A 25,071-nucleotide genomic window follows, 5' to 3' on the forward strand; every position below is an offset into this window, starting at 1 on the left:
CCTTACCAGCGCTTGTCTTACCAGCCCCTGTCTTACCTTGCCAGCCCTTGTCTTGCCAATCCTTATCTTACCAACTATAGGCGCGCTCGACCCGGGCGATACGCACTGAATAATGGGCGTACCAGACATCCTGGCCTCGGCGCTGCGCAATCCGGTGCTGGGCATGCTGTTTCCAGTTGCGGATAGAGTCGAGGTCGCGCCAATAGGACACCGTGATCCCCACGTCTTCACGAGCCGACTCCACGCCCAAGAACCCGGGCTGCTCGGCGGCCAGCTCGACCATGCGCTGGGCCATGGCATCATAGCCGTGGTCGCCTTCGGCTCTTAGAGACGTGAAAATCACCGCGTAATAAGGGGGTTCGGGCGTTTCGGCAATCAGGGGTAGATCGTCAGCCATTTTCAGTCCAATCGAATTCCATCTGTCGTGCGGTTTTGACGGCCAGCTCGCGGCCGGCAAGGCGCTCCACCAAGTGTAGACTCATATCGATACCGGCGGAGATGCCGCCGGAGGTTACCACGCTGCCCTGGTCGATCCAGCGGCGGCCCGGTAAGACGTTCACCCCGGGAAAAGCCTGTCGCAAATCGTCTAAATCTTCCCAATGCGTGGTCGCTGTGCGCCCGTTGAGCAAACCGGCTTCTGCCAGCAGGAAGGCGCCGGTGCAGACCGAGGCGGTGAGCGGGGCTTTATTGGCCGTCTGCTCGATCCAGCGAATGACGGCAGGCTTTTCCAGCTCCGCAGCGACCACACCGCCAGGAACGATGAGCAGATCGACATCCGGATGCTCTGCGATCGTATGATCGGCTTCGATGCGCAAACCGGCGCGCGTCGTAACCCGCCCCCCGTACCGGGAAATGGTGACGACCGAGAAAGGTTCCGGCCCCACGGGCTGGGTCCGGCGATGCACGCGGGAGGCTGTGGTGAAGACCTCGTAGGGTCCGGCAAAATCCAGCACTTCGACCTCATCGAAAACGAACAGCCCTACTCGCGTTGTCATGGCGCCTGCTCCTCGAATGCCTCATCTATAGCTATGAATGCCCTATCCATAGCTATGACAGTACCGCTCGGAAAGACCAGGCACCAGATAGCGGCAAAAAAATTTGCGCCCCCGAAAGCGGTAGTGCTCAGCGCAGCATTCAAGCACACGATGCAAACGTCTAACATCGTCCGCTTGACAGCTAACCCACTGACCGTCTTAACTCAAACGACGCGGCGCTGGTAATTGTGGCAGCGCAGCGCTAGGATTTTTTTCAATAACAATAACAACCTGGGCTCGACTGATGCCGGACCCAGGCATGACATTTGGAACCGCAATCCGTGAGCGACGCAGCCCAGGCGAGCCGGTATATTCTTGAGACCCGTGGTCTGACTAAGGACTTTAAGGGCTTTACCGCCGTTAAAGACATCAACCTCAAGGTCAAGACCGGCACGATTCACGCCCTAATCGGCCCCAACGGCGCCGGCAAAACCACCTTTTTCAATCTGCTGACCAAGTTTCTCGCACCCAGTGCGGGTTCGATCCATTTCGATGGACACGACATCACCAAACGACGCCCGGCAGATATTGCCCAGCGTGGGGTTATCCGTTCATTCCAGATTTCCGCCGTTTTTCCCCATCTCAGCGCCCGGGAGAACGTGCGCATTGCCTTGCAGCGCCAGTTGGGCGTTTCCTATCAGTTCTGGCGCCCGATCAAGGTTCTCAACCAATTGAACGAGAAGGCCGATGCCCTGCTGGAGCAAGTCGGCTTGCGCGACTTCGCCGAAACCAAGGCGGTCGAGTTGGCCTACGGTCGCAAGCGTGCGCTGGAAATTGCCACCACCATCGCCCTCGAACCTAAACTGATGCTACTGGACGAGCCCACCCAGGGCATGAGTGCGGAGGATGTGGGCACGGTCACCGACCTGATCGGCCGCGTGGTGGAAGGCCGCACCATCGTTATGGTCGAGCACAACCTTAACGTCGTCTCGACCCTGGCGGATCGGATCACCGTGCTCAATCGCGGCGAGATCCTGGCGGAAGGCGATTACGACGACGTCTCCAACAACCCGCAGGTGATGGAAGCGTATATGGGAACCACCCATGCCGAGTGACAACCGCGTCGAAATGCTGAAGATCGAGGACCTCCATGCCTGGTATGGCGAGTCCCACATCCTGCACGGCATGAACCTGACGGTGCACGAGGGCGAGGTGATTACCCTGCTGGGCCGCAACGGCTCGGGCCGGACGACGACACTCAAGGCCATCCTGGGGCTGGTCGGCAAGCGTAAGGGATCGATAAAGCTCCACGGCCAGGAAACGATCAACCTGCCCACCCACCGTATCGCTCACGTCGGTCGCCTGGGCTATTGCCCGGAGGAACGCGGCATCTTCGCCAGCCTGAATGTCGACGAAAACCTGGCCCTGCCGCCGACCCTGGCCGATGGCGGCTTGTCCGCGGACGAGATCTACCGCATGTTCCCCAACCTCAAAGAACGCCGCCACAGCCAGGGCTCGAAGCTGTCTGGTGGCGAGCAGCAGATGCTGGCCATCGCCCGTATCCTACGCACCGGCGCCAAGCTGTTGTTGTTGGACGAGATCACCGAAGGTCTGGCGCCAGTCATCCTGCGCTCGCTGGACAAGGTGATCCGCCAGCTCAGGGAACAGGGCTTTACCATCGTACTGGTGGAACAGAATTTTCATTTTGCCGCGCCCCTGGCCGACCGGCATTACGTGATCGAACACGGCCGCGTGGTCGAGCAAATCGATGCGGATGAACTGGAAGAAAAACGGGAGCAGTTGAACAGGCACCTGAGTGTCTGAACAAGAGGGCACAGCCCGCCGCCCATTAACGGGACTGACCCACATTCGAACAAAAATAGCGATGAGGGCAAGGACAATGTTCAACCTGAAGACGACGTTCAACCCAAAAACCGCGTTCAACCAACGCAACCTTCTCACAGGCATCGTGACGGCAGTCGGTCTTACGTTGGCGGCTGGTCCGCTCAGCGCACAGGAAGGACTATCAGACGACAAGGTCCGCATCGGCGTCCTGAGCGATATGTCCGGCGTCTACAAATCATTGGAAGGCCCCGGCGCGGTGATCGCCGCCGAGATGGCCATCGAGGATTTCGGCGGCAAAGTCCTGGACAAGCCGATCGACATTATTTCTGCAGACCACCAGAACAAGCCGGATATCGGCGCCAGCACGGCGCGGGAATGGATCGACGCAGAACAGGTGGACATGATCACTGCGCTGGATAACTCCGCGGTCGCCTTGGCGGTGCAGGGCCTGGCTTCAGACAAGAAGATTATCACCATGGATACCGGCGCCGGCACAACCGCCCTGACCGAGGAGCAGTGCACGCCCTACGGTATCCATTACGTTTACGATACTCACGCCCTGCCAGTCGGCACGGCTACCGCCATGGTCAAGAACGGCGGCGAAAAGTGGTTCTTCATTACCGCCGATTACGCGTTCGGCCACTCGCTGCAGCAGAACACCTCCGATGTCGTGAAAGAGCTGGGCGGTGAAGTGGTGGGCAACGTCAATGCACCGCTGGGAACCAATGACTTCTCCTCCTACCTACTGCAGGCGCAGTCTTCCGGTGCCGACGTCATCGGCCTGGCCAATGCCGGCCAGGACACCGTGAACGCCATCAAACAGGCCAACCAGTTCCGTATCGTCCAGAGCGGCCAGAAACTGGCGGGAATGCTGGTATTCATTACCGACGTGCAGAGCATGGGCCTGGATATCGCCCAGGGACTGCAGTTCACTACTGCCTTCGTGTGGAATCAGGACGATGAAAAGGAGAAGTGGTCACGCCGTTTCTTCGATCGCCATGGCGCCATGCCCACTATGGTGCAAGCAGGCGTTTACTCCGCCGTGACCAACTACCTCAAAGCCATCGATGCCATTGGTACCGATGACTCCGACGCGGTGCGCAAGCAGTTGGGAGAAATGAAACTGAATGACATGTTCGTCAAGGACGGTGAGATTCTTGCCAACGGCCTGATGCTGCACGACATGTACCTGGTGGAAGCCAAGAAGCCCGGCGAGTCCAGCGAGGAGTGGGATCTACTGCGCGTGGTCTCGAAGATCCCGGCGGAGGATGCCTACATTCCGCTGTCGGAAAGCAAGTGCGAACTGGTCAATAAGTAAACCAACCTGACGGGGCGGCCCTGCCGCCCTCAGATGTCTTCCAGAAAGGAGTATCGGGTGTGTCGATCCAGGTGATCATGGCCCAGGCGCTGCTGGGGCTCAACGTAGGCGTGTTTTACGCCATGCTGAGTCTCGGACTGGCGGTCATTTTTGGCCTGCTCAACATTATCAATTTCGCCCACGGGGCTATGTATATGCTGGGCGCGTTTGTCGCACTGATCGGCTACACGATGCTGGACGACTGGTTCGGCATCAGCCTGCAGATCGGGTTCTGGGCGTCGCTGATCGTCGTGCCGGCGTTTGTTGGTCTGCTGGGGATCGTTATCGAGCGAACCATGCTCAAGCGGCTCTATGAACTGGATCATATCTACGGCTTGCTGCTGACCTTCGGTATCACGCTGATCCTGCAGGGGCTGTTCTCCAACTATTTCAATGTATCCGGAACGCCCTATCCCGGCCAGCCGGAAATTCTGGCGGGGGTACTCAACCTGGGCTTCATGTATTTCCCCACCTACCGGCTGTTCGCCATTGTCTTCTCGCTGGTCGTGTGCTTCGCCACTTGGTATGTCATCGAGCACACGCGGCTGGGGTCGCGTCTGCGGGCGGGCGTGGAGAACTCGCCGCTGACCCAGGCCTTCGGCCTCAACGTGCCGCTGATGATCACCCTCACCTTCGGCTTTGGCTGCGCTCTGGCAGGACTGGCCGGGGTGTTAGCGGCGCCGATCTACTCCGTCAGCCCGCTGATGGGCGCCGATCTGATTATCGTGGTGTTCGCGGTGGTGGTCATTGGCGGTATGGGGTCGATCATGGGCGCCATACTCTCCGGCCTGGCCCTGGGCATGGTTGAAGGGCTGACCAAGGTGATCTATCCGCCGGCCGCCAGCACCGTTATTTTCTTCCTCATGGTCCTGGTGCTGCTGTTCCGGCCCGCCGGCCTCTTCGGCAAGGAGAAGTGAGCCCATCATGATCAACCGCGCACTCTGGATCATCATGCTCGTTGCCGGCCTGACGGCGCCTTTTTTCGCGTATCCAATCTTCGTCATGGACCTGCTCTGCTTTGCCCTGTTCGCCTGTGCCTTCAATCTGCTGCTGGGCTATGTGGGATTGCTGTCCTTCGGTCATGCGGCGTTCTTCGGTGGGGCGGCCTACATCACCGGGCACGCGATCAAGGTCTGGGGTTTCCCGCCGCTGGTCGGAATTGTCACCGGCGCCGCCTTTGCCATGGTGCTGGGCGCCGCCTTCGGCTACCTGGCCATCCGTCGCCAGGGCATCTACTTCGCCATGATTACCCTGGCCCTGGCGCAGATCATCTACTTCATGGCGCTGCAATTGCCCTTTACCGGCGGCGAAAACGGACTGCAGGGCATTCCCCGTGGAAACCTGCTGGGCTTCATCGACCTGAACGATTCGCTGACCATGTATTATTTTGTTTTCGCGATCTTCCTAACCGGTTTTTGCATTATCCATCGCACCATTCACTCGCCATTTGGCGAGGTATTGCAGGCGATCAGGGAGAACGAGGCCCGTGCCCTGTCGCTCGGCTACGACGTGGATCGCTTCAAGCTGCAGGCCTTCGTCATCTCCGCCACCATGGCGGGTTTGGCGGGCGCGACCAAGGCGGTGGTCTTCCAGTTTGCGGCCTTGACCAGCGCCCACTGGCAGACCTCCGGCGAGGTGATCCTGATGACGCTCGTTGGCGGCCTGGGCACGGTGTTCGGCCCGGTGGTCGGCGCTCTGATCGTCGGGGCACTCAGTCACGAACTGGGGTCGTTTGGGTCCTGGGTGCAGGTAATCCTGGGGACGATATTCGTGGTCTGCGTGCTTACCTTCCGGCGGGGAATCGTCGGTGAGCTTGAGCGCCTGGTACGCAAGTAGATTGCGGGCGCCATCGCGCCATGACTTCACTCGCGGCCCAATCAGTGTAAGGTAATGGGCCGTCGATCCCATTGCCGAGCCACCATGCCGTCAGACCGCCGCAAAGCTCTGAAACTCGCTATCGATTTTGTTGCACCCTACCGTAAGGCGGTCGCTGGCGCTTTCGTTGCGCTGGTGTTTACGGCGGGTATTACCCTGTCGCTGGGCCAGGGTATCCGGCTGCTGGTGGATCAGGGGTTCGTGACCGGGTCGGCGGAGTTGCTGAACCGTTCGGTGCTGATCTTTTTCGGATTGATCGTCTGCCTGGCAGTGGGCACCTTTGTGCGCTTCTATTTGGTGTCCTGGATCGGCGAGCGTGTTGTGGCGGATATCCGCAAGCAGGTTTTCAACCATCTGGTGGAGCTGCATCCAGGTTTCTTCGAGACCAACCGCGGGCTGGAAATCCAGTCGCGCCTGACCGCCGACACCACGGTGCTGCAATCGGTGATCGGCTCCACCATTTCCGTCGCCCTGCGCAACCTTTTCATGCTGGTGGGCGGCATTATCCTGCTGTTCATCACCAACCCTAAGCTCACCTCCATTGTGATGCTGGGTGTGCCGCTGGTCGTCGCGCCTATTCTGGTCTTTGGCCGCCGGGTGCGCAGCCTGTCCCGTCAAAGTCAGGACCGCATCGCGGACGTGGGCAGCTACGTGGGCGAGATCCTGGGCCAGATTAAGATCGTTCAAGCCTATAACCACCAATCCCAGGACAAGGCCCGTTTTTCAGACGTGGCCGAGCATGCCTTCGATGTCGCCAAACAGCGGGTGACCCAGCGTGCCTGGCTGATTGCCATTGTGATCCTGCTGATTTTGGGTGCGGTGGGTATCATGCTGTGGGTCGGGGGCAAGGATGTGCTGGCCGGGACTATTTCTGGCGGGGAGTTGGCCGCCTTCCTGTTCTATAGCCTGATCGTCGGAATGTCTGTGGGCTCGCTGAGTGAGGTCATTGGCGAATTGCAACGGGCCGCCGGTGCCGCAGCCCGGATTGTGGAGCTGCTTCAGACTGAAAACGAGATTACGCCGCCAGCCTCTGGCGCACGAAAACTGCCGGCCGGAATCAGAGGTCAGATCGACATCGAGTCACTCCGCTTTGCTTATCCGGGCCGCCCGAACGTGGACGTCATCGACGGCATCGACCTGAATATCCGCGCTGGAGAAACCCTGGCGCTGGTCGGCCCGTCGGGGGCCGGAAAGTCGACCATGTTCGACCTGCTACTGCGTTTCTTCGACCCTAAAAGCGGCCGGATATGCATCGACGGTCAGCCCATTGATCAGCTCGATCCCAAAGACCTGCGTCGCTGCTTTGCCCTGGTCTCCCAAACCCCTTCGCTGTTCTACGGCACCGTCGCCGACAATATCCGCTACGGCCGTCCCCACGCCACGCAGGAAGACGTGGAAACCGCCGCCAAGGTCGCCCACGCCCACGATTTCATCTGTGCTCTGCCCGACGGCTACCAGACCCGGCTTGGCGATAGCGGCATGGGCCTCTCCGGAGGCCAGCAACAACGCATCGCCATCGCCCGCGCCCTGATCATCGATGCGCCAATCCTATTGCTTGACGAGGCCACCAGCGCCCTGGACGCGCAAAGCGAGCACCTGATCCAGCAGGCGTTGCCCAAGCTCATGGCCAACCGCACGACGTTGGTCATCGCCCATCGACTGGCGACCATCAAACACGCCGACCGGATTGTCGTGTTGGACCAAGGTCGTTTGCATGGCATCGGCCCACATCATGAGTTGATCAAGACCGATGCGCTGTACGCGCGTTTGGCTGAGTTGCAGTTCAGAGAGCCAGAGGGCGCGTAGCGCCTGAAAAAAGCGGTATGCTAGCCCTCACATGAGTCAAGCCCACCCGAGATAAGGAATCCTGAACACCATGGCCGGTTCCAGCAAAAAAGTGATCTATGCGGCCCTCGTGGGCAATTTCCTGATCGCGTGCACCAAGTTCGTGGCAGCGGTGATCACCGGCAGTTCGGCGATGTTTTCCGAGGGTATTCACTCGCTAGTGGATACCGGCAATCAGGTCTTGCTGCTATATGGCCTGAAGCGCTCCTCGCGGCCCGCCGATACTCGTTTCCCCTTCGGCCACGGCAAGGAGATCTATTTCTGGAGCTTCGTGGTGGCCATCCTGATTTTCGCGGTGGGTTCGGGGGTTTCCATCTACGAGGGCGTGCGGCACATCCTCCACCCGGTGCCGATCGAGAATCCGTCCATCAACTACATCGTGTTGGGGCTGGGTATTCTGTTTGAAGGCGCGGCCTGGTATTTCGCATTTACCGAATTTTCCCGGGCCAAGGGCAAGTGGGGCTACTTCGAGGCGGTCCGCCGCGGTAAGGATCCGACACTGTTTGTGGTGCTGTTCGAAGATTCGGCGGCCATGCTCGGCCTATTGGTCGCCATGGCCGGAATCTACCTTGCGGACCATACGGGCCTCCTCTGGCTGGACGGCTTGGCCTCCGTAATCATTGGCCTGATCCTGGGCGGCACCGCGATCTGGCTAGCGTATGAAACCAAGGGCCTTTTGATCGGCGAGTCGGCCAACCAGGCGGTGATCGCCGGTATTCGCAAGATCGCCACCGAAACCCCTCAAGTCGAGCGCGTGAACGAGCTATTGACCATGCACATGGGCCCGGATTTCGTGCTGGTCAACCTGAGTGCAAAGTTCACGCCCCAGAACTCGGTGACCGAGCTGGAAAAGGTGATCGCCGATCTGGATCATCGGATCAAGGCTGCCTATCCTCAAGCCAAGCGCATCTTTGTCGAGGCGGAGTCGCTGCAGGCCCACACCGCCCCGAGCGAGCATCACTAAGGAATAGGCTGCTTTGACCCGCTCGCACGTTCAAAAGTCACCTCGCCCACCCCTGGGCACGACGCGGCGACGCATGCGCTACGCGGCGTGGCTGGCGCTGGTCTCGATGCTGCTGATTTTTGTCGGGCCGTTGTATTCAAACAGTCAGGCATTGCTGAGCGCACAAACGCATCCCGATCCGCCGCCCGGCTTCGATCCCCATGCCGAGGGCGCCTATTGCGGCGAAATACCCGCAACCGGCCAAGACGTTCAGCAAGCGCCCGCTCACTCGCCCATGCTCCATGCGGAGTGCGGATACTGCATTCTGCTGTCCCATACACCGCCCCCGGCACCGACCTCCCTGGACGCTGTAACGCCACCGTTCTGGTCCGCGCCGCTCCCCCTTCCTGCCCAAGAAGCAACCTACAGCTTCCGCCCCTACGGAATCGCCCAGGTGCGAGCGCCACCCTCGATCATCGTCTGAACCTTGCTGTTTTAAACATTCTTGAACCGCAGCAGCGGCCGTGCGCACGGAGCCGGAGAACAGGCAAACGGCGTGCGTCGCTTGCTCTGTGGTGGTCAACATCAAGTTAGACAGGTGATTCATGCCGAACGACTCAACACTCACCCCAGGGGTGAACACGCGCCCAACCACGGCCGGTAAAAGCGAAACCGCCCGCTGGTTCTATCCCCTTATCCTGCGACTCCACTTCTATATCGGGCTGTTGGTGGGCCCCTTCATTCTCGTTGCAGCGCTGTCCGGTGGGCTCTACGCCATCTCGCCGCAGTTCGAGGACATGCTCTATGCCTCCGCTCTCAATGGCGAAGCCGACGGCGACCCGCAATCCCTGGCCGCGCAGATCGGAGCGGCCCGAAGCGTCGTCCCCGATCTCACGCTGGCTGCCGTGCGCCCAGCCCCTGAACCCGGCAAGACCTCCCGGATCATGTTCTCCGATCCATCGCTGGACATCTATGAGCATCGGGCGATTTTCGTCGATCCTATTACCCTCGAAATCAAGGGCAATCTGGCCGTTTACGGCACTGGCGCCCTTCCGTTAAGGATCTGGATCGATTATCTGCACCGCAACCTGCACCTGGGCGAGTTCGGCCGGCACTATAGCGAGCTGGCCGCCTCCTGGCTGTGGATAGCGGCGCTGGGCGGGCTCACGCTCTGGATCATGGGCCGCCGAAAGCGCAATCAGGCGCCCGCCCTGAGAGCCACCGACGCTATCCCGTCCGGCCAGCGCCGTAAACGCCATGCCGCTCTCGGGCTGACATTGCTGCTCGGCTTCCTGTTTCTCTCGGTGACCGGTTTGACCTGGTCGAAATGGGCCGGCGGCAACATTGCGGACCTGCGTGCGGCCCTGGATTGGGGCACGCCCAGCGTGAATGCTCAACTCGACACGCCAACGCCGGCCGTATCCGATCAGGCACAGCAGGCTGCCGTATTCGACGGTGTCCTGGCCGTCGCCAGGAACGCAGGCATTGACGCCGGCCTACTGGAAATCCAGCCCAGCAACGACCCGCAGCGAGCGTGGAAAGTGCGCGAGATCGACCGCACGTGGCCAACACAGGTAGATTCGGTCGCCGTGGACCCGAGCACCTTCGGCATCGTGGATCAGGCCAATTTCGTCGATTTTCCCATCGCCGCCAAGCTGACGCGCTGGGGCATCGACTTGCACATGGGAACGCTGTTCGGCGTAGCTAACCAGCTACTGATGCTGGGCCTGGCCCTGGGACTCTGCACGATGATCGTCTGGGGCTACCGGATGTGGTGGACACGCCGGCCGCTACCGCGCGCGTCATCCGCCACCAAGGCCACACGGCTAACCACCCATTGGCTCCGTGCGCCGATATCCGCCCGCCTACTGATTGTCATAGTGACCGCTTTCCTGGGTTGGGCATTGCCGGTCATGGGCGTCAGCCTGGCGGCGTTCCTGATTCTGGATGTCTTGCTGATGCTGTATTACGCTCGCCAAACAGCCCGCGTGAGCGCTTAATTTTGCTCGCCTCCGGCAGTGAACCCACTGCCGGAGACCGCCCTTCCATTCAGTCACTCCACCCTGACGGCGCCCTCCACGAATCCGCCACTTGGCAACATTAAGATCGTCCCCGCCTCTTGCATGCCCAAAAATCATGCAATAAACTTCGCAAATGTTACCGGTAACATATACCGTAAAAACAACAACCCCGCAGGAGAGAATGCTATGCCCTCGCTCAAACATTTAGCTGCCGGTGTCCTGTCAGCCACCTTCGCCTTCAACGCCGTGGCGGCTGATTACACATTCAAATTCCAATCGTCCGACCCATCCGGGGTAAAGAACTTCGAGATCAAACAGGAATGGGCTGACCGAGTCGAGAAAATGACCGGTGGCCGGGTCGAGATCGAGATCCTTCCGGTGGGTAGCGTGGTCAGCCACACGGAAACCCTGGGCGCCATGAAGATGGGTGTCCTCGACGGCCATATCTCTGTCACCGGTTACTTTTCGGGCCAGGACCCCGCCTTCGGTCTGATCGGCAACACCGTTGGCGCTTGGTCCAGCCCGGATCAGCTGATCGATTATATTTACTACGGCGGCGGCTATGAGCTGATGAACGAGCTCTACAAGCCCTACGGCGTCAAGTTCGTGGGTGGCGCCGCGACTGGTCTGGAATCCTTCGTATCCAAGAAGCCGCTGGACGGCGTGGACGACCTGAAGGGACTGAAACTGCGCGCACCGGAAGGCCTGGTGCAATCCGTCTTCGCCGCTGCCGGTGCCTCACCGGTCAACCTGCCGGGCTCCGAGGTCTACACCGCTCTGAGCAAAGGCGTGATCGACGCGGCCGACTACACCGTCTTCTCCACCAATCAGGAAGCGGGTCTGAATGAAATTGCGCCGCATCCGGTCTACCCCGGTTTCCACTCGCTGCCGCTACTGGAAATCGCCATGAACCTGAAGGAGTGGAACGAGCTGCCGGACGACATCCAGACGATCATGACCGTCTCCGCCCGCGACTTCGCCCAGGACATCAGCACCCAGCTGGCCATGGCCGACCAGAAGGCGGTGAAGGAAGCGCGTAACGACCCGGATATCACGATTCACGATTGGTCCGCAGAGGAACGCCGCAAGTTCCGCAACGTCGCCCGCGACCAGTGGAAGACGTATGCCGAGCAGTCGCCCAACGCCGAAAAAGTCTACACGTCGGTGACGAGCTACCTGGAATCCCAGGGTCTTCTCTAAGCGGGTCTGATTCAGACCCGTTCAACCCTTTCCTGACATTTGCCATCGGCCTGTGCGTCATGAGGTGATCATGACCACGGGTCTGGAGTCGCCCTATGTCCGAGCACACGCCCAACATGGAACAGACGGACCGACCGCCCGATAACTCTGACGAGGATATCGGGTCGACCTGGCTCGACCGCGCCATCGTCTGGCTGGGTAAGAAGTTAAGTCTGGTCTTTGCCCTGATTGTCGTCGTCTCTGCCTACGAGATTGCCCGGCGCTATCTTTTTGACTCGCCCACGCTGTGGGTGCACGAAACGGTCACTTTTGCCGGAGCTTCCCTGTTCGTGCTGGGCGGCCTGTACGCTTTCGCCACCAATCGCCACGTGCGGGTGGTGCTGATTTACGATGCGGTACCTGCGAAGGTGCGCCGCTGGCTGGATGTGCTGCACCAGATCCTGGGTTTGGCCTTCTGCACCATGCTGCTCTACGGCAGCTGGTTTATGGCCAAGGATGCCGTGCGAGCGCCGTGGGGCGCCTGGCGCCTGGAAACTTCCGGCTCCGCATGGAATCCGCCCTTCCCGGCCTATCTCAAGGTCATTATTTTCGTCGCCGTGACCGTGTTGACGTTGCAGTTCATTCTGCACCTGATCCGCGACCTGCGCCGTGTCGCCCGTGGAGGTGATGCCTGATGTTTGAACTCGCTTCCATCGGTATCGGCTACGGCAGCCTGCTGATGCTGGTGATGCTGATTTTGCTATTGCTCACCGGCATGCAGCTCGCCTTCGCCACCGGTCTCGTTGCCCTGGTCTTCGCCCTGGGCTGGTTCGGCCCGGATGCCCTGGCCATCGTCAGTAGCCGGCTCTACAGCTTTATTGGTAGTTATGTCTTTCTCGCGGTCCCCATGTTCGTATTGATGGCCTCGCTACTGGACCATTCGGGCATCGCCAAAGACCTGTTCGACGCCATGGCCCGTTTTGGCCGCAAATTGCGTGGCGGCGTCGCCATCCAGACCCTGATCGTGGCGATTATTCTTGCCTCCATGTCCGGCGTGATCGGCGGCGAGACGGTTTTGCTTGGCATCCTCGCCCTGCCGCAGATGCTGCGTCTGGGCTACGACCGGAAACTGGCCATCGGCACCACCTGTGCCGGCGGTGCACTGGGCACCATGCTGCCGCCGAGTATCGTGCTGATTATCTATGGCCTGACCGCCAACGTCTCCATCGGCGATCTGTTCAAGGGCGCCTTCCTACCCGCCTTGATTCTGGCATTGCTCTACATGGGCTACGTGCTGGTGCGAGTCTGGCTGAAACCGGAGATGGCGCCCGTGCCATCGGACACAGACGAGCCGGAAACCCCGGCGCCAAACTTCTTCAAGGCGCTGTTCTTCCCCATTCTGTCGGTGGTCGTCGTCCTCGGCAGCATCTACGGCGGTATTGCCTCGGTCACCGAAGCTTCGGCGTTGGGGGTGCTGGGCATCGCCATTTCCACCGCCATTCGTGGCGAGCTGAACCTGACCATGATGCGCAAGGCCACCATCAGTACCCTGCGCGTATGCGGCATGATCATCTGGATCGGCATCGGCGCCACCGCGCTGGTGGGCGTCTACAACCTGATGGGCGGCATCGACTTCGTGCGCGAGATGGTGCTTACCGTCAGCGGTGGCGACGGCCTGATGACCATCCTGTTCATGATGCTGATCCTGCTGATTCTCGGCATGTTCCTCGACTGGGTGGGCGTTGCCCTGCTGACTATGCCGATCTTCGTGCCCATCGTGACGGAACTGGGCTACAGCCCGATTTGGTTCGGCGTGGTGTTCTGCATGAACATGCAGGTGTCGTTCCTGTCACCGCCCTTCGGTCCGGCGGCCTTCTACCTCAAGACAGTCACGCCGCCCGACATTTCCCTGGGCGAGATCTTCCGGTCGTTGCTGCCGTTCATCGGTCTTCAGATCGTCGCACTGGCTCTGCTGATCGCCTTCCCGCAACTCGCGCTATGGTGGCAATGACATGACGGTACGCAAGATTGTGGTGATGGGCGTCTCCGGCAGCGGCAAGAGCCTGGTGGGCCAGCGTCTGGGCGACCTGCTCGATGTGCCGTTCTTCGATGCGGACGACTATCACAGCGACGCGAACGTACAGAAGATGGCTAACGGCGTTCCGCTGACCGACGAAGACCGGCGCGGCTGGCTGGCCGACCTGGCGGACCTGATCCGCCGGGAATCCGGCTTGGTGCTCGCTTGCTCCGCCCTGAAGAAAACCTATCGGGACCAGCTGAGAACCGGTGATCCGGCGTTGAAGTTCCTCTACCTGAAAGGCGATTTCGAGACCATCTGGTCGCGCCATTCCCAGCGGGAGGATCATTACTTTACGGGCCAGGATATGCTGAAGAGTCAGTTTCTGTCGTTGGAGGAGCCTGATGCGAACGAAGCTTACATTGTCGATATCTCGGCAACGCCCGAAGCGGTTTTGCAGCAATGTATGAAAGCCCTGGGCATTAAGCCGAGGAATGATTTAGACCGATGATCCTTTAGCCGTCAGGCACTTTGTCAGATGGAAGCGAAGGGATACCCTCGCTGAAAGAGGGGCATGGACGCCCCGGTCGTCGTGGCTGGCCAGGGATGGCCATCCACGACGAAAGAAGCGAGGGTATCCCTTCGCTTCAGACTCGAGTGATCGAGTGCCGGCAGCCGCCTGACGTCGTTAGTAGGTTACGAGCAAAAGCCCGCAGACTTTCGGCCACCTTGATATGACGTATCATGGACAGCGCTGTAAACGTAAGGAACCTCTAATTACAACAATGCCAAAGAAACGCAGACCCACATTACAGGATATCGCCGACCGGGTCGGCGCCACGAAAATGACTGTCAGCCGTTGCCTGCGCGGGGGCGACAACGTGTCAGAGAAGATGCGCGAGCGTATTTTCGCAGTGGCCGAAGACCTAGGGTATATCCCCAACCGGGCGCCGGACATCCTCTCCAAAGCCACCAGCCGGGCCATCGGTATCCTGTTGCCATCGCTGACCAACCAGGTGTTTGCGGACGTCATCAAGGGCATCGAAACGGTTACCGAGCCGGCAGGCTATCACCTGATGCTATCTCACTACGGCTATAGCCCGGACGTGGAGGAGCGCAGTCTGTCTTCCCTGCTCTCCTACAATGTCGACGGCGTGATCCTGTCTGACAGCCAGCACACTCCGCGCACCCTACGCATGCTGGAGACGGCCGGCGTTCCCACGGTTGAGCTCATGGATACGCATCTCAAGCCCTTCCAGCAAGCCGTCGGTTTCAACAACGTCCTGGCCGCCTACGACATGGTCAGCGAGATGATCCGCCGGGGACGCAGGCATGTGGTCTATCTGGCAGTGCGGCTGGATGCCCGGACCTTACAGCGGCAGGAAGGCTACACGCGGGCCATGGAAGAACATGGACTGGAGCCCGTGACCCTTCGCAGTGAGCAGCGCTCCTCCTTCTCCGTCGGGGCGACATTGATGACCCATATTCTGGAACAGAACCCCGAAGCTGACGGCATCTTCTGCACCAACGACGACGTCGCTATCGGCGCCTACTTCGAATGCCAGCGCCGGGGAATGATCGTACCTGACCAAATGGCGATTGCCGGTTTCCACGGCCACGACGTGGGTCAGGCCATGACGCCCCGGCTCGCCAGTGTGGTCACGCCCCGTGAAGCCCTCGGACAGCGTGCGGCCGAAGAGTTGCTGGCCCGGCTATCGGGCCAGCCCATGTCGGAACCGGTCATCGACCTGGGTTACCGGATCGAGGCCGGCGGAACACTCTGATTCCAGCTTCCGCTAACCTCGAGCGATCACGCGGTGATGGCTCGGTCCCGTTTCCCTCAGGGCCTTGAAGGTATCTGGCGAGGCCGCCGCCCACCACTCCGCATAGGGCGTGGACTCTGGCTCGTCAATCAAGGCATTGGGTTCGAGAAACTCGTGAATAAAGTCCATCGTCTGGATCGCATTGGGACCGCGGCGATGGTAGAGATGATGCGGTCGCAACTCATTGGGATGATCCAGTCCGGCCGCACCGACCAGCTCGCCGAGTCGTTTCAGGGTATTGCGCTGAAAATGATAGACCCGCTCGGCCTTATCATCGATCACCAGGCCCCGTTGGCGACTGGGGTTCTGGGTGGCGACGCCGGTGGGACAAGTATCCGTATGGCAGCGCTTGGTCATCACGCACCCCAGCGAGAACATAAAGGCCCGCGCCGCATTGCACCAATCCGCTCCCAGCGCCAGATTGTTAGCCATGGAAAAAGCGCTGAATACTTTGCCGCTTGCGCCAATCGCTATTTCGTCCCGCAGCCCACTCCCCACGAGCGCATTGCGTACCATAATGAGACCGTCGCGCAACGGCAGACCGACATGGTCCGAGAACTCTTCCGGCGCGGCGCCCGTACCGCCTTCAGCGCCGTCTACCACGATAAAATCCGGTCGGATACCCGTCTTTAGACTAGCCTTGCACACCGCCAGCAATTCCCAGGGATGGCCAACGCACAGCTTAATGCCCACCGGCTTGCCGTCGGAAAGTTCGCGCAGTCGCGCAATAAATTGCATCAGCCCAACCGGTGTATCGAACTCTGGGTGAGCGCCGGGCGAAACGCATTCCTCCCCAACTTCGATCTGGCGCGCCTTGGCGATTTCGGAGGTCACCTTAGCCCCCGGCAATACGCCACCGTGACCGGGCTTGGCGCCCTGACTGAGCTTGATCTCAATCATCTTCACCTGATCGGTCTGCGCGGTCTCCCGGAATAAACCCGGATCGAACCGGCCCTCCTTGTCGCGGCAGCCGAAGTAACCGGTGCCCAACTCCCAGACCAGATCGCCATTGTAGGCGCGATGATGCTCGCTGAGCCCACCCTCACCGGTGTCGTGATAGAACCCGCCCATTTCCGCACCCTTGTTTAGGGCCCTGATTGCCTTACCGCTGAGAGAACCAAAGCTCATCGCCGATACGTTGAGCAGAGAGGCTTCGTAAGGCCGTTTACACTGACTGTTGCCGATTTTCGTGCGGAATTGCGTACCATCCAGGGTCTTGGCCGCCATGGAATGGGTGGTCATTTCGTACTCTTCGCCGTAAAAGTCGAGATCGGAACCGAAAGGCTGGGAATCCACCGTATTTTTGGCGCGCTCGTAGACAATCGAGCGTTGATGCCGGTTGAACGGACGGCCCGTAAGATTGCCTTCGACGATGTACTGGCGCAGAAAGGGGCGCAGCTCTTCGGAAATCCACCGGCCATGGGCAAGAAGCGGGTAGTTGCGCATCAGGGTGTGCTTGGATTGGAACAGGTTCCAGATACCGAGCACTGACAAAGGCCCGAGAATGAGCAGCGCCCAGGCCCAAGCCGACCCTGAAAATGCGGCCACGGCAGCCACTACCGCCAGCGCAAGGACGGTACCGAACAGCCCGAAGCGGGCGCAGTATTCCTTTAGTCTCCCTGACACTGTGTCGAACGTACTCCTATGCTTTAGGCGCTGTTTTAAGCGCTAGTGCACTGCTTGATTAATTCGCTGACTTACTGAGTTCCTGAGAACCCTAGTAGCGGCGCGGCGGCGATCATTCGGCCACAGCACTGCGGATAACGCCACAGGCCACCCGTGAGCCGCTACCACCATTGGGTTCAGGCTCATCGCTGTAGTTGTCCGGGTCAGCATGTACGACCAATGCACGGCTCTCGAGATCCCTCAGCCGTAACCTCGGCGCGAAAATGGGGTGTTCGGCAAGACCGTCCTGATTCACGTAGAGATTAGGCAAGTCGCCCAGATGACCTTCGTCGAACGGGCCGCCGTGATTCCCTTTGAAGCCGGGATCCAGGTGGTCGCCGGCAGCGCCCGCGGCCACCGGTTCGGGATGAGCGTCGTAGTCGTCAACGCTGCGCTCCTCATCGCAACTGGGATTTTCATGCACGTGGAAACCGTGCAATCCCGGTTCGAGGCCCTTGAGGCTGGGCTCGAACAAAAGGCCGTCGGACACCTCGGTGACCCGGACCGTGCCCATTACCTTTTCGTCCTGTTCGCCGAGCGTGGCCTCGCGAATAGTCACTTGCATTGTCCTGCCCTGCACATCGGCCGTTTCATCCGTCGGCACCTGCTCCGCAGATGCCGCCGATGAGACAGCCAGCAACAAGGTTAATGCAATGCGTTTAACGTCCGCCATGGTGCTATCTCCTCGAATCTAGTCCTTGACTCTAGCGGGGCTCTGCCACCAGCCGATGGCCAGTCACTTCGTACAGAGACATGGTCGTGGGACGGGAGAGCTACTCGTCCCCGTTCTGGATAACGCCGCAGGCGACCCGTGAGCCTCCGCCCCCGAGTTTCTCAGGCTCATACGAGTAATTGTCACCGCCGGAGTGAATCATCAGCGCACGGTCATTCACCTCCCCGTAATCCAGGCGCGGCGCCAGAACGGGAACCGTGACCTTGCCGGAATCGTCGACGTACAACGCGGGCAAGTCGCCTAAATGCCCCTCTTCATACGGCCCCTTATGCTGACCGTCGCTGGGATTCACATGACCGCCGGCGCTGGCTGCGGCCGTCATCTTGCCGTCTTTTTTAGCCGGTTCGCAGTTGGGGTTTTGATGCAGGTGAAAACCATGCAGGCCGGTTTCGAGCCCCTCCAGATCCGGCTCAAACAGAACGCCATCCTCATGATCGCGGACCGTAATGGTGCCAATGGACTGGCCAATGCCATCGGCGCTGACCTTGTGCATTTCCACTTCTATACTCTCGCCTTCAAGGTTTTGAGCCTGGGCCTGGCTCAACCCGAGAACGCCGGCAAACGACAACATGGACACAAGCAAAGCGCGGCGGGCGGGACGTTGGCGGCGTTGTGAAAACCGCGATGGAAAGCGTAGTGAAAAAGAGGGTGAAAAACGTGATGAAAAAAGCTGTAGCGGCATGAGAATCCTCCTCATTCCGACCTGAAGAATGGGTCGATGTGTGAGTTCCTTCAATGTTGATGTAGCACAGCGACTTCACTTCTTTCAAATCGTCCGAGCGGCGCCTCGCGTCGGTTTTAACGGTAGATAGGGACGGCTGTAAGGTCGCGGCAGCGCGTTACGATTTGGTCATCTGACACGAGACACGAACTCTTTGAATCGATACAATCGTTAGCAACCAATCTAATTAGACGTTCGACAACCTCATGCGTCTACGATGGCGACAAGCCCGGCGATCCGCGCAAGCCATTCTCTGCCCGCTTGTCAGACGACACAAACACGCCAGGCAGACTATCACCGCGATGCCACAAGACGTCCAAACGCTTCAGTCCCGCCATGGGGAACGCTACAAATGGAAGGTCATGCTCACCGTCATGCTGGGCACGATGACCATGGCGCTGTCGTCCACCATTGTGAACGTCGCATTGCCGGATATCATGAGCGACTTCGCTATTGGCCACACGACCGTGCAGTGGCTGGTCACCGCTTTCCTCGCAAGCATGGCCGTGGGGATGTTGCTAAACGCCTGGGCTGTCGAGCGCTTCGGCGCAAGACGAACGTACCTGACCACGCTCGTGCTATTTATGGGCGCAGCTCTTGTCGGTGGTTTCGGGCCCTCGTTCGAGGTGCTGGTTGGCGTGCGTATTACACAAGGCTTGCTGGCGGGCATGGTCCAGCCACTGGCGCTGGTGCTGATGTACGCAGTATTCCCCATACGCCAGCGCGGGCAGGCTATGGGTTTATACGCTATGGGCGTCGTTCTGGGACCGTCATTTGGCCCGGTTATCGGCGGCTGGCTGGTGGATCTTTTCTCCTGGCGCGCGGTGTTCCTGATCGTGCTGCCATTCTGCCTGGTATCGCTTTGGCTGGCGTGGCGCTACGTCGCAACGCCCACCGAGCCGCCGGTGAAGATAAAATTCGATATGGTTGGCCTGATCTTGCTCTCTGGCTGGTTGGTCGCACTGCTCTGGGGACTGGCGGAAGGGCCGCGCACCGGCTGGAGCAGCCCGCGCGTACTGATCGCCCTCGGCCTGGCGGCCGGGCTGTTCGCCGGCTTCATCGCGTGCCAAATGCTACGCCAATCTCCGCTGCTTGCGCTTAAGGTCTTCGCCTACCCGGGCTTCGGCCCGGCGTTCCTGGTGGCCATGCTCACCGGCGCCGGCCTGTTTGCCTCGGTCTATCTGCTGCCGATGCTGGTACAGACCGCAATGGGACAGTCCGCATCCGTTGCCGGCTCGCTGCTACTACCCGCCGGCATCGCAATGGCCCTGACCTTCCCCGTGGTTGGCCGGATGACGGACCGCCTGTCGCCGGTGATGCTGGTCGGCATCGGACTCATCCTCTTTGCCGGCTCCTGTTTTGTACTCACCTTTGCCGGGCCGGGCTTTTCATTGATCACGATCGCGTTGATGGCCGCCGTCGGCCGCATCGGCCTCGCCATGACCATGCCGCCGGTCGTCGTCCAGGCACTAAGCGTGCTGCCGCCAGCGCTCATGAACCAGGGCACAGGCCTGGTCAGCTTTGCCCGGCAGTTTGGCGGCGCCCTGGGCGTGAGTGTCTCGGCTATCCTGCTGCAACAGCACAGCCAGCTGATGATGACGCTGGGCTATCCCCAAGCGGCGGCTGGCTACCAAGATGCCTTCGCCCTATTCACCGTGTTGTATTTGCTGGGTTTCATACCCTTGGCGCGCCTGCCCAAGCGTCGTGAGGAACCGGCGTCTGCCTGATCTATATTGCGAACACTCCAGCAAGGACAACGCGCCGCTCTTGGGTCAGAAAATTCCCTGACTACGCAGGTAATCGTCGTAGGAGCCGCTGAAGTCGGTCACGCCATCGGCGCGCAGTTCGACAATGCGCGTGGCCAGCGACGAGACGAACTCCCGGTCGTGGCTGACGAAAACCAGCGTGCCCGGGTAGTTTTCCAGCGCCAGGTTCAGGGCCTCGATGGATTCCATATCCAGGTGGTTGGTGGGCTCATCCATCAACAGCACATTGGGCCGCTGCAGAATCAGCTTGCCGAACAGCATGCGCCCCTGCTCGCCACCGGAAATCACCTTCACGGACTTGCCGATATCGTCGCCGGAGAACAGCATGCGGCCCAGGGTACCGCGCACCAGCTGGTCGCCACCGGTGGTCCACTGCGACATCCACTCGGTCAGGGTCATGTCCTCGGCGAAGTCGGCGGTGTGATCCTGGGCGAAGTAGCCGACCTGGGCGCTGTCGGTCCATTTCACTTCGCCCTGCTCCGGCGTCAGGTCGCCCGCCAGGCACTGCAGCAATGTGGTCTTGCCGATGCCGTTAGGGCCGATGATCGCAACACGCTCGCCTGCATCGACCTGCAGATTCAAGCGCGAGAACAGGGGCTTGTCGTCGAAGCCCTTGGACATCTCTTTCAGCGTCACTGCCTGGCGGTGCAGCTTCTTCTCCTGGTCGAAGCGGATAAACGGGCTTACCCGGCTGGAGGGCTTGACCTCTTCCAATTGAATCTTGTCGATCTGGCGGGCCCGTGACGTCGCCTGCTTGGCCTTGGAGGCGTTGGCGGAGAAACGGCTGACGAACTGCTGCAACTCGGCAATCTGGGCCTTCTTCTTGGCGTTGTCCGATAGCATACGCTCACGGGCCTGGGTCGCAGCAGTCATGTACTCGTCGTAGTTGCCAGGGAACAGGCGCAGCTCACCGTAATCCAGGTCCGCCATGTGGGTACATACGCTGTTCAGGAAATGGCGGTCGTGGGAGATGATGATCATGGTGCTGTTACGCGCCACCAGTATGCTTTCCAGCCAGCGGATGGTGTTGATATCCAAGTGGTTGGTGGGCTCGTCCAGCAACAGTACGTCCGGATCGGAGAACAGCGCCTGGGCCAGCAGCACGCGCAGTTTCCAGCCGGGTGCCAGGGCACTCATGGGGCCGTTATGCTGCTCGATGGGGATATCCAGCCCCAGCAACAGTTCACCGGCACGGGAGTCGGCGGTGTAGCCGTCCATCTCGGCGAACTGGACCTCCAGGTCCGCCACGGCCATGCCGTCCTCCTCGCTCATTTCCGCAAGGGAATAGATACGGTCGCGCTCCGCCTTAACCTGCCACAGTTCCTCGTGGCCCATGATCACGGTGTCGATTACCGTGCAGCTCTCATAGGCGAACTGGTCCTGGCGCAGCTTGCCCAGGCGCGTGTTGGGCTCGAGCATCACTTGCCCGACCGACGGCTCCAAGTCGCCGCCGAGGATTTTCATGAAAGTGGATTTGCCGCAGCCGTTGGCGCCGATCAAACCGTAGCGGTTGCCGTTACCAAATTTGACGGAGACGTTTTCGAACAGGGGCTTGGCCCCGAACTGCATGGTGATATTGGCGGTGGAGATCAAGACAAAAACCTATAGGAGAGGGCCTGGCGGAGGGCCGGCGCAAAAGGCCGATATTGTACAGGTTTGCGTTGGGAAAAGGAGATCCGCGCTGGAGATAGGCATTGTGGATTTCCGCAGCGGCCGCCAGCCCGGGCAGCATCCATGTTATCGGTCTACGGTCACAGCCTTATTGTGAATCGCGGACGCCCTTGCGATGATCAGTGGCTCTTTTTTGAAACCCAGAGAGCCTCAATGGATAAATTCGAACTCAAACTCGACCAGGCCGCCCGTGCCGCCTGGCTTTCCTATGTGGGTGGCCAGACCCAGGACGAGATCGCGGCGCAGCTCGGCGTTTCCCGCCCCGGTGTGCAGCGTTTACTGGCCCTGGCGCGCCAGGAGGGCCTGGTTAAGGTGCATATCGACCATCCGATCTCCAACTGCATGACCCTGTCCCAGGCCATTCGCGACCAGTTCGGCCTTGAGTTCTGCGATGTGGTGCCCGCCGAGCCCGAAGCCGCCAACAGCAGCGCTCACTACATCGCCGTGGCCGGTTGCGACCGCATCACCCGCTACCTGGAGCAAAGCGATCCGCTGACGCTCTCGCTCGGCTCCGGCCGGACCGTTCGAGCGACGGTGGAAGCCGTCAGCCGCATGGACCGCCCCCAGCACCGGTTCGTCTCATTAGTGGGCAACGTCGCCCGGGACGGCTCGTCCAACCGCTATGACGGCGTCACCGCCCTGGCCGACAAAACCGCCAGTGAGCGCTTCCTGTTACCCGCCCCCGTCGTTGCGGGCTCGGTGGAAGAGCGTGATGCGCTACTCAGCCAGCGGCTGTTCCGGGCGATTGCCGAAGTGGCGAAGGCGTCCGAAGCCGCATTCATCGGCGTCGGTAGAATCGATCGCCAGGCCACCCTGTTCCAGGATCACTTCATCAACGAAGCCGAGTTAGACGAATTGCTAAGCCACCAGGCCGTAGGCGAACTGCTGGGCTGGCCCATGGACCAGGCCGGACACGTGATCGACTGCTCCATCACCCGGCGCATCACCAGCCTGCCGCTGGAAAGCTTCGATAGTCAGCTCCTGGTAGCCATGGCGGGCGGACGGGGCAAAGGCCCTGCTATCCTGGCAGCCCTTCGTGGTGGCTGGCTCAAGGGGCTGATCACCGATGAAACAGCAGCGCGTCACGTTGTGGAAGCCGGGTGTTCAACTTGAGCTCATTCCGGAGGGCTTTACCCGCCGGCATTGGCCCTTGTATTTTTTTCGCCCTTGACTGATCATTTGTTCAGTCGTAGATTCAATTGATCAGAACGACGAACAAGGCTTCGGAAAACAACACCAATACCTCCCAAACAAGGAGCAAGCCATGAAGCTCGCTTACGCACTGCCCCTCGCAGGCATTGCGGCCTTTAGTACGACGGTCCTCAGTCCGTCCGCCGCACACGCCGAAACCCTGACCGTGGCGACCGTGAACAACAATGACATGGTCATCATGCAACGCCTCTCCAGCGCCTTCGAGGAAGCCCATCCGGATATCGACCTGGAATGGGTGGTGCTGGAAGAAAATGTACTGCGCCAACGCCTGACCACCGATATCGCCACCAATGGCGGTCAGTTCGATGTCATGACTATCGGCACCTACGAGGCACCTATCTGGGCCGAGCGGGAATGGCTGGCACCGCTGGACGACTGGCCTGAAGACTATAAAGAAGAGGATCTGCTCAAGCCGGTAGTCGACGGCCTGAGTCACGACGGCAAGCCCTATGCCCTGCCGTTTTATGCCGAAAGCTCGATGATGTATTACCGCAAGGACCTGTTCGAGCAGGCGGGCATCGAAATGACCGAGCAGCCCACGTGGCCAGAAGTGCGCGAATGGGCCGGCAAGGTCAAGGACCCGGACAAAGGCATCGCCGGCATCTGTCTGCGCGGCAAGCCGGGCTGGGGCGAGAACATGGCTTTAGTCACTACCCTGGTGAACACCCACGGTGGCCGCTGGTTCAACATGGACTGGGAGCCGGAAATCGATTCCGAGGCCTGGACCCAGGCGATCAATTTCTACGTCGACCTGCTCAACGAACACGGCCCGGCAGGCGCCAGCTCCAACGGCTTCAACGAGAACCTGGCGCTGTTCTCCCAGGGCAAGTGCGGCATGTGGGTAGATGCCACCTCCGCGGCTGGCAAGCTCTATAACCCGAACGAATCCAAAGTGGCCGACAAGCTCGGCTTCGCCCCGGCACCGGTGGCCGAAACCCCGAAGGGTTCTCACTGGTTGTGGTCCTGGGCACTCGCCATCCCGGCGTCGTCGAATGCCAAGGATGCCGCGAAGGCGTTCATTACCTGGGCGACCTCCCAGGAATACATCGCCATGGTCGGCGAGAAGGAAGGCTGGACCAGCGTGCCGCCCGGCACCCGCGAATCTACCTACGCCAACGAGAAATACCAAGAAGCAGCGCCGTTTGCCGACTTTGTCCTGGAGGCGATCCGCGAAGCCGATCCCACGGATTCCACACTTAAACCATCGCCCTATACCGGCGTGCAGATCGTGGGCATACCGGAGTTCCAGTCCATCGGCACCCAAGTTGGCCAGATGGTCGCTGCAGCGCTCACCGGCGAGATGTCCGTAGAACAGGCCCTGAGCAATGCCCAGCGCGCCACACGGCGCACGATGGAACGCGCAGGCTACATTAAATAGGCCGACTGGGCGGAGGGCGGTTCGCACGCCGTCTTCCCCCGGCCTG

At 60.2% G+C, this 25,071-nt stretch carries 23 protein-coding genes; 17 read left to right on the top strand and 6 right to left on the bottom strand.

The features are described from left to right. Positions 1 to 67: 67 nt before the first annotated feature. Positions 68 to 397, bottom strand: coding sequence for an antibiotic biosynthesis monooxygenase family protein (locus FXO11_RS16520; protein WP_148864054.1), 330 nt, complete (start codon positions 395 to 397; stop codon positions 68 to 70). Beyond that, positions 390 to 995: a DJ-1/PfpI family protein gene (locus FXO11_RS16525; protein ID WP_148864055.1), complete on the bottom strand. Its 606-nt coding sequence runs from the start codon at positions 993 to 995 to the stop codon at positions 390 to 392. The genes FXO11_RS16520 and FXO11_RS16525 overlap by 8 nt, the downstream gene beginning before the upstream one ends. Positions 996 to 1,315: 320 nt before the next feature. Here FXO11_RS16525 and FXO11_RS16530 point away from each other — a divergent pair, with 320 nt between their 5' ends. The 14 genes from FXO11_RS16530 (at position 1,316) to gntR (ending at position 15,840) form a co-directional block, all read left to right on the top strand. Then, positions 1,316 to 2,089 (top strand): ABC transporter ATP-binding protein, encoded by a 774-nt coding sequence (locus FXO11_RS16530; RefSeq protein ID WP_202980241.1) that lies wholly within the window; start codon positions 1,316 to 1,318, stop codon positions 2,087 to 2,089. Continuing rightward, positions 2,079 to 2,798 (top strand): ABC transporter ATP-binding protein, encoded by a 720-nt coding sequence (locus FXO11_RS16535; RefSeq protein ID WP_148864056.1) that lies wholly within the window; start codon positions 2,079 to 2,081, stop codon positions 2,796 to 2,798. The genes FXO11_RS16530 and FXO11_RS16535 overlap by 11 nt, the downstream gene beginning before the upstream one ends. Positions 2,799 to 2,874: 76 nt before the next feature. Beyond that, complete coding sequence (locus FXO11_RS16540; RefSeq protein WP_148864057.1) at positions 2,875 to 4,137, top strand: ABC transporter substrate-binding protein; 1,263 nt, start codon at positions 2,875 to 2,877, stop codon at positions 4,135 to 4,137. Positions 4,138 to 4,214: 77 nt separating this feature from the next. Then, a complete protein-coding gene (locus tag FXO11_RS16545) occupies positions 4,215 to 5,093 on the top strand; it encodes a branched-chain amino acid ABC transporter permease (RefSeq protein WP_168203234.1) in 879 nt (292 codons plus the stop codon). 7 nt (positions 5,094 to 5,100) lie between these two features. Next, entirely contained in the window at positions 5,101 to 6,012 is a 912-nt protein-coding gene (locus FXO11_RS16550; RefSeq protein WP_148864059.1) for a branched-chain amino acid ABC transporter permease, read from the top strand. 84 nt (positions 6,013 to 6,096) lie between these two features. Then, a complete protein-coding gene (locus FXO11_RS16555) occupies positions 6,097 to 7,857 on the top strand; it encodes an ABC transporter transmembrane domain-containing protein (protein WP_148864060.1) in 1,761 nt (586 codons plus the stop codon). 70 nt (positions 7,858 to 7,927) lie between these two features. After that, positions 7,928 to 8,860, top strand: a complete 933-nt coding sequence (locus FXO11_RS16560) for a cation diffusion facilitator family transporter (RefSeq protein ID WP_148864061.1) — start codon at positions 7,928 to 7,930, stop codon at positions 8,858 to 8,860. Positions 8,861 to 8,933: 73 nt separating this feature from the next. After that, entirely contained in the window at positions 8,934 to 9,323 is a 390-nt protein-coding gene (locus FXO11_RS16565; protein WP_168203191.1) for a DUF2946 domain-containing protein, read from the top strand. 121 nt (positions 9,324 to 9,444) lie between these two features. Beyond that, positions 9,445 to 10,839, top strand: a complete 1,395-nt coding sequence (locus tag FXO11_RS16570; protein WP_148864063.1) for a PepSY-associated TM helix domain-containing protein — start codon at positions 9,445 to 9,447, stop codon at positions 10,837 to 10,839. 207 nt (positions 10,840 to 11,046) lie between these two features. Continuing rightward, entirely contained in the window at positions 11,047 to 12,060 is a 1,014-nt protein-coding gene (locus tag FXO11_RS16575; RefSeq protein WP_148864064.1) for a TRAP transporter substrate-binding protein, read from the top strand. Between the two features lie 95 nt (positions 12,061 to 12,155). After that, on the top strand, positions 12,156 to 12,734 hold the full coding sequence (locus FXO11_RS16580; protein WP_148864065.1) for a TRAP transporter small permease subunit: 579 nt from the start codon (positions 12,156 to 12,158) through the stop codon (positions 12,732 to 12,734). After that, positions 12,734 to 14,050 carry a TRAP transporter large permease gene (locus FXO11_RS16585; RefSeq protein WP_148864066.1) on the top strand — a complete coding sequence of 439 codons (1,317 nt, stop codon included), beginning with the start codon at positions 12,734 to 12,736 and terminating at the stop codon, positions 14,048 to 14,050. Before FXO11_RS16580 ends, FXO11_RS16585 begins: the two co-directional genes overlap by 1 nt. A gap of 1 nt (position 14,051) precedes the next feature. Next, positions 14,052 to 14,567: a gluconokinase gene (locus tag FXO11_RS16590; protein ID WP_148864067.1), complete on the top strand. Its 516-nt coding sequence runs from the start codon at positions 14,052 to 14,054 to the stop codon at positions 14,565 to 14,567. A 274-nt stretch (positions 14,568 to 14,841) separates the two neighbouring features. Then, positions 14,842 to 15,840: a gluconate operon transcriptional repressor GntR gene (gene gntR / locus FXO11_RS16595; RefSeq protein WP_148864068.1), complete on the top strand. Its 999-nt coding sequence runs from the start codon at positions 14,842 to 14,844 to the stop codon at positions 15,838 to 15,840. 12 nt (positions 15,841 to 15,852) lie between these two features. Here gntR and FXO11_RS16600 read toward each other — a convergent pair whose 3' ends face one another. The 3 genes from FXO11_RS16600 to sodC all read right to left on the bottom strand — a co-directional run bounded on the left by FXO11_RS16600 (position 15,853) and on the right by sodC (position 18,848). Beyond that, positions 15,853 to 17,505, bottom strand: coding sequence for an FMN-binding glutamate synthase family protein (locus tag FXO11_RS16600; RefSeq protein WP_148864069.1), 1,653 nt, complete (start codon positions 17,503 to 17,505; stop codon positions 15,853 to 15,855). Between the two features lie 112 nt (positions 17,506 to 17,617). Continuing rightward, the gene (locus tag FXO11_RS16605) at positions 17,618 to 18,217 is read right to left on the bottom strand and encodes a superoxide dismutase family protein (protein ID WP_148864070.1); all 600 of its coding nucleotides are present in this window, start codon (positions 18,215 to 18,217) and stop codon (positions 17,618 to 17,620) included. 100 nt (positions 18,218 to 18,317) lie between these two features. After that, positions 18,318 to 18,848 (bottom strand): superoxide dismutase family protein, encoded by a 531-nt coding sequence (gene sodC, locus FXO11_RS16610; RefSeq protein WP_148864956.1) that lies wholly within the window; start codon positions 18,846 to 18,848, stop codon positions 18,318 to 18,320. Between the two features lie 452 nt (positions 18,849 to 19,300). On the opposite strand from sodC, the gene FXO11_RS16615 reads away from it, so the two are divergent. Then, the gene (locus tag FXO11_RS16615; protein WP_168203192.1) at positions 19,301 to 20,725 is read left to right on the top strand and encodes a DHA2 family efflux MFS transporter permease subunit; all 1,425 of its coding nucleotides are present in this window, start codon (positions 19,301 to 19,303) and stop codon (positions 20,723 to 20,725) included. A gap of 45 nt (positions 20,726 to 20,770) precedes the next feature. On the opposite strand, the gene FXO11_RS16620 is transcribed toward FXO11_RS16615, so the two are convergent. Beyond that, positions 20,771 to 22,357 carry an ABC-F family ATPase gene (locus FXO11_RS16620; protein ID WP_148864072.1) on the bottom strand — a complete coding sequence of 529 codons (1,587 nt, stop codon included), beginning with the start codon at positions 22,355 to 22,357 and terminating at the stop codon, positions 20,771 to 20,773. Between the two features lie 231 nt (positions 22,358 to 22,588). Between FXO11_RS16620 and FXO11_RS16625 the strand changes: the two genes are divergently transcribed. Both FXO11_RS16625 and FXO11_RS16630 read left to right on the top strand, forming a co-directional pair. Beyond that, on the top strand, positions 22,589 to 23,548 hold the full coding sequence (locus tag FXO11_RS16625; RefSeq protein WP_148864073.1) for a sugar-binding transcriptional regulator: 960 nt from the start codon (positions 22,589 to 22,591) through the stop codon (positions 23,546 to 23,548). 151 nt (positions 23,549 to 23,699) lie between these two features. Beyond that, a complete protein-coding gene (locus FXO11_RS16630; RefSeq protein ID WP_148864074.1) occupies positions 23,700 to 25,025 on the top strand; it encodes an ABC transporter substrate-binding protein in 1,326 nt (441 codons plus the stop codon). Positions 25,026 to 25,071: the final 46 nt, after the last annotated feature.

Origin of the sequence: Marinobacter fonticola, from assembly GCF_008122265.1 — a bacterium.
GTDB classification, from domain to species: Bacteria; Pseudomonadota; Gammaproteobacteria; order Pseudomonadales; family Oleiphilaceae; genus Marinobacter_A; species Marinobacter_A fonticola.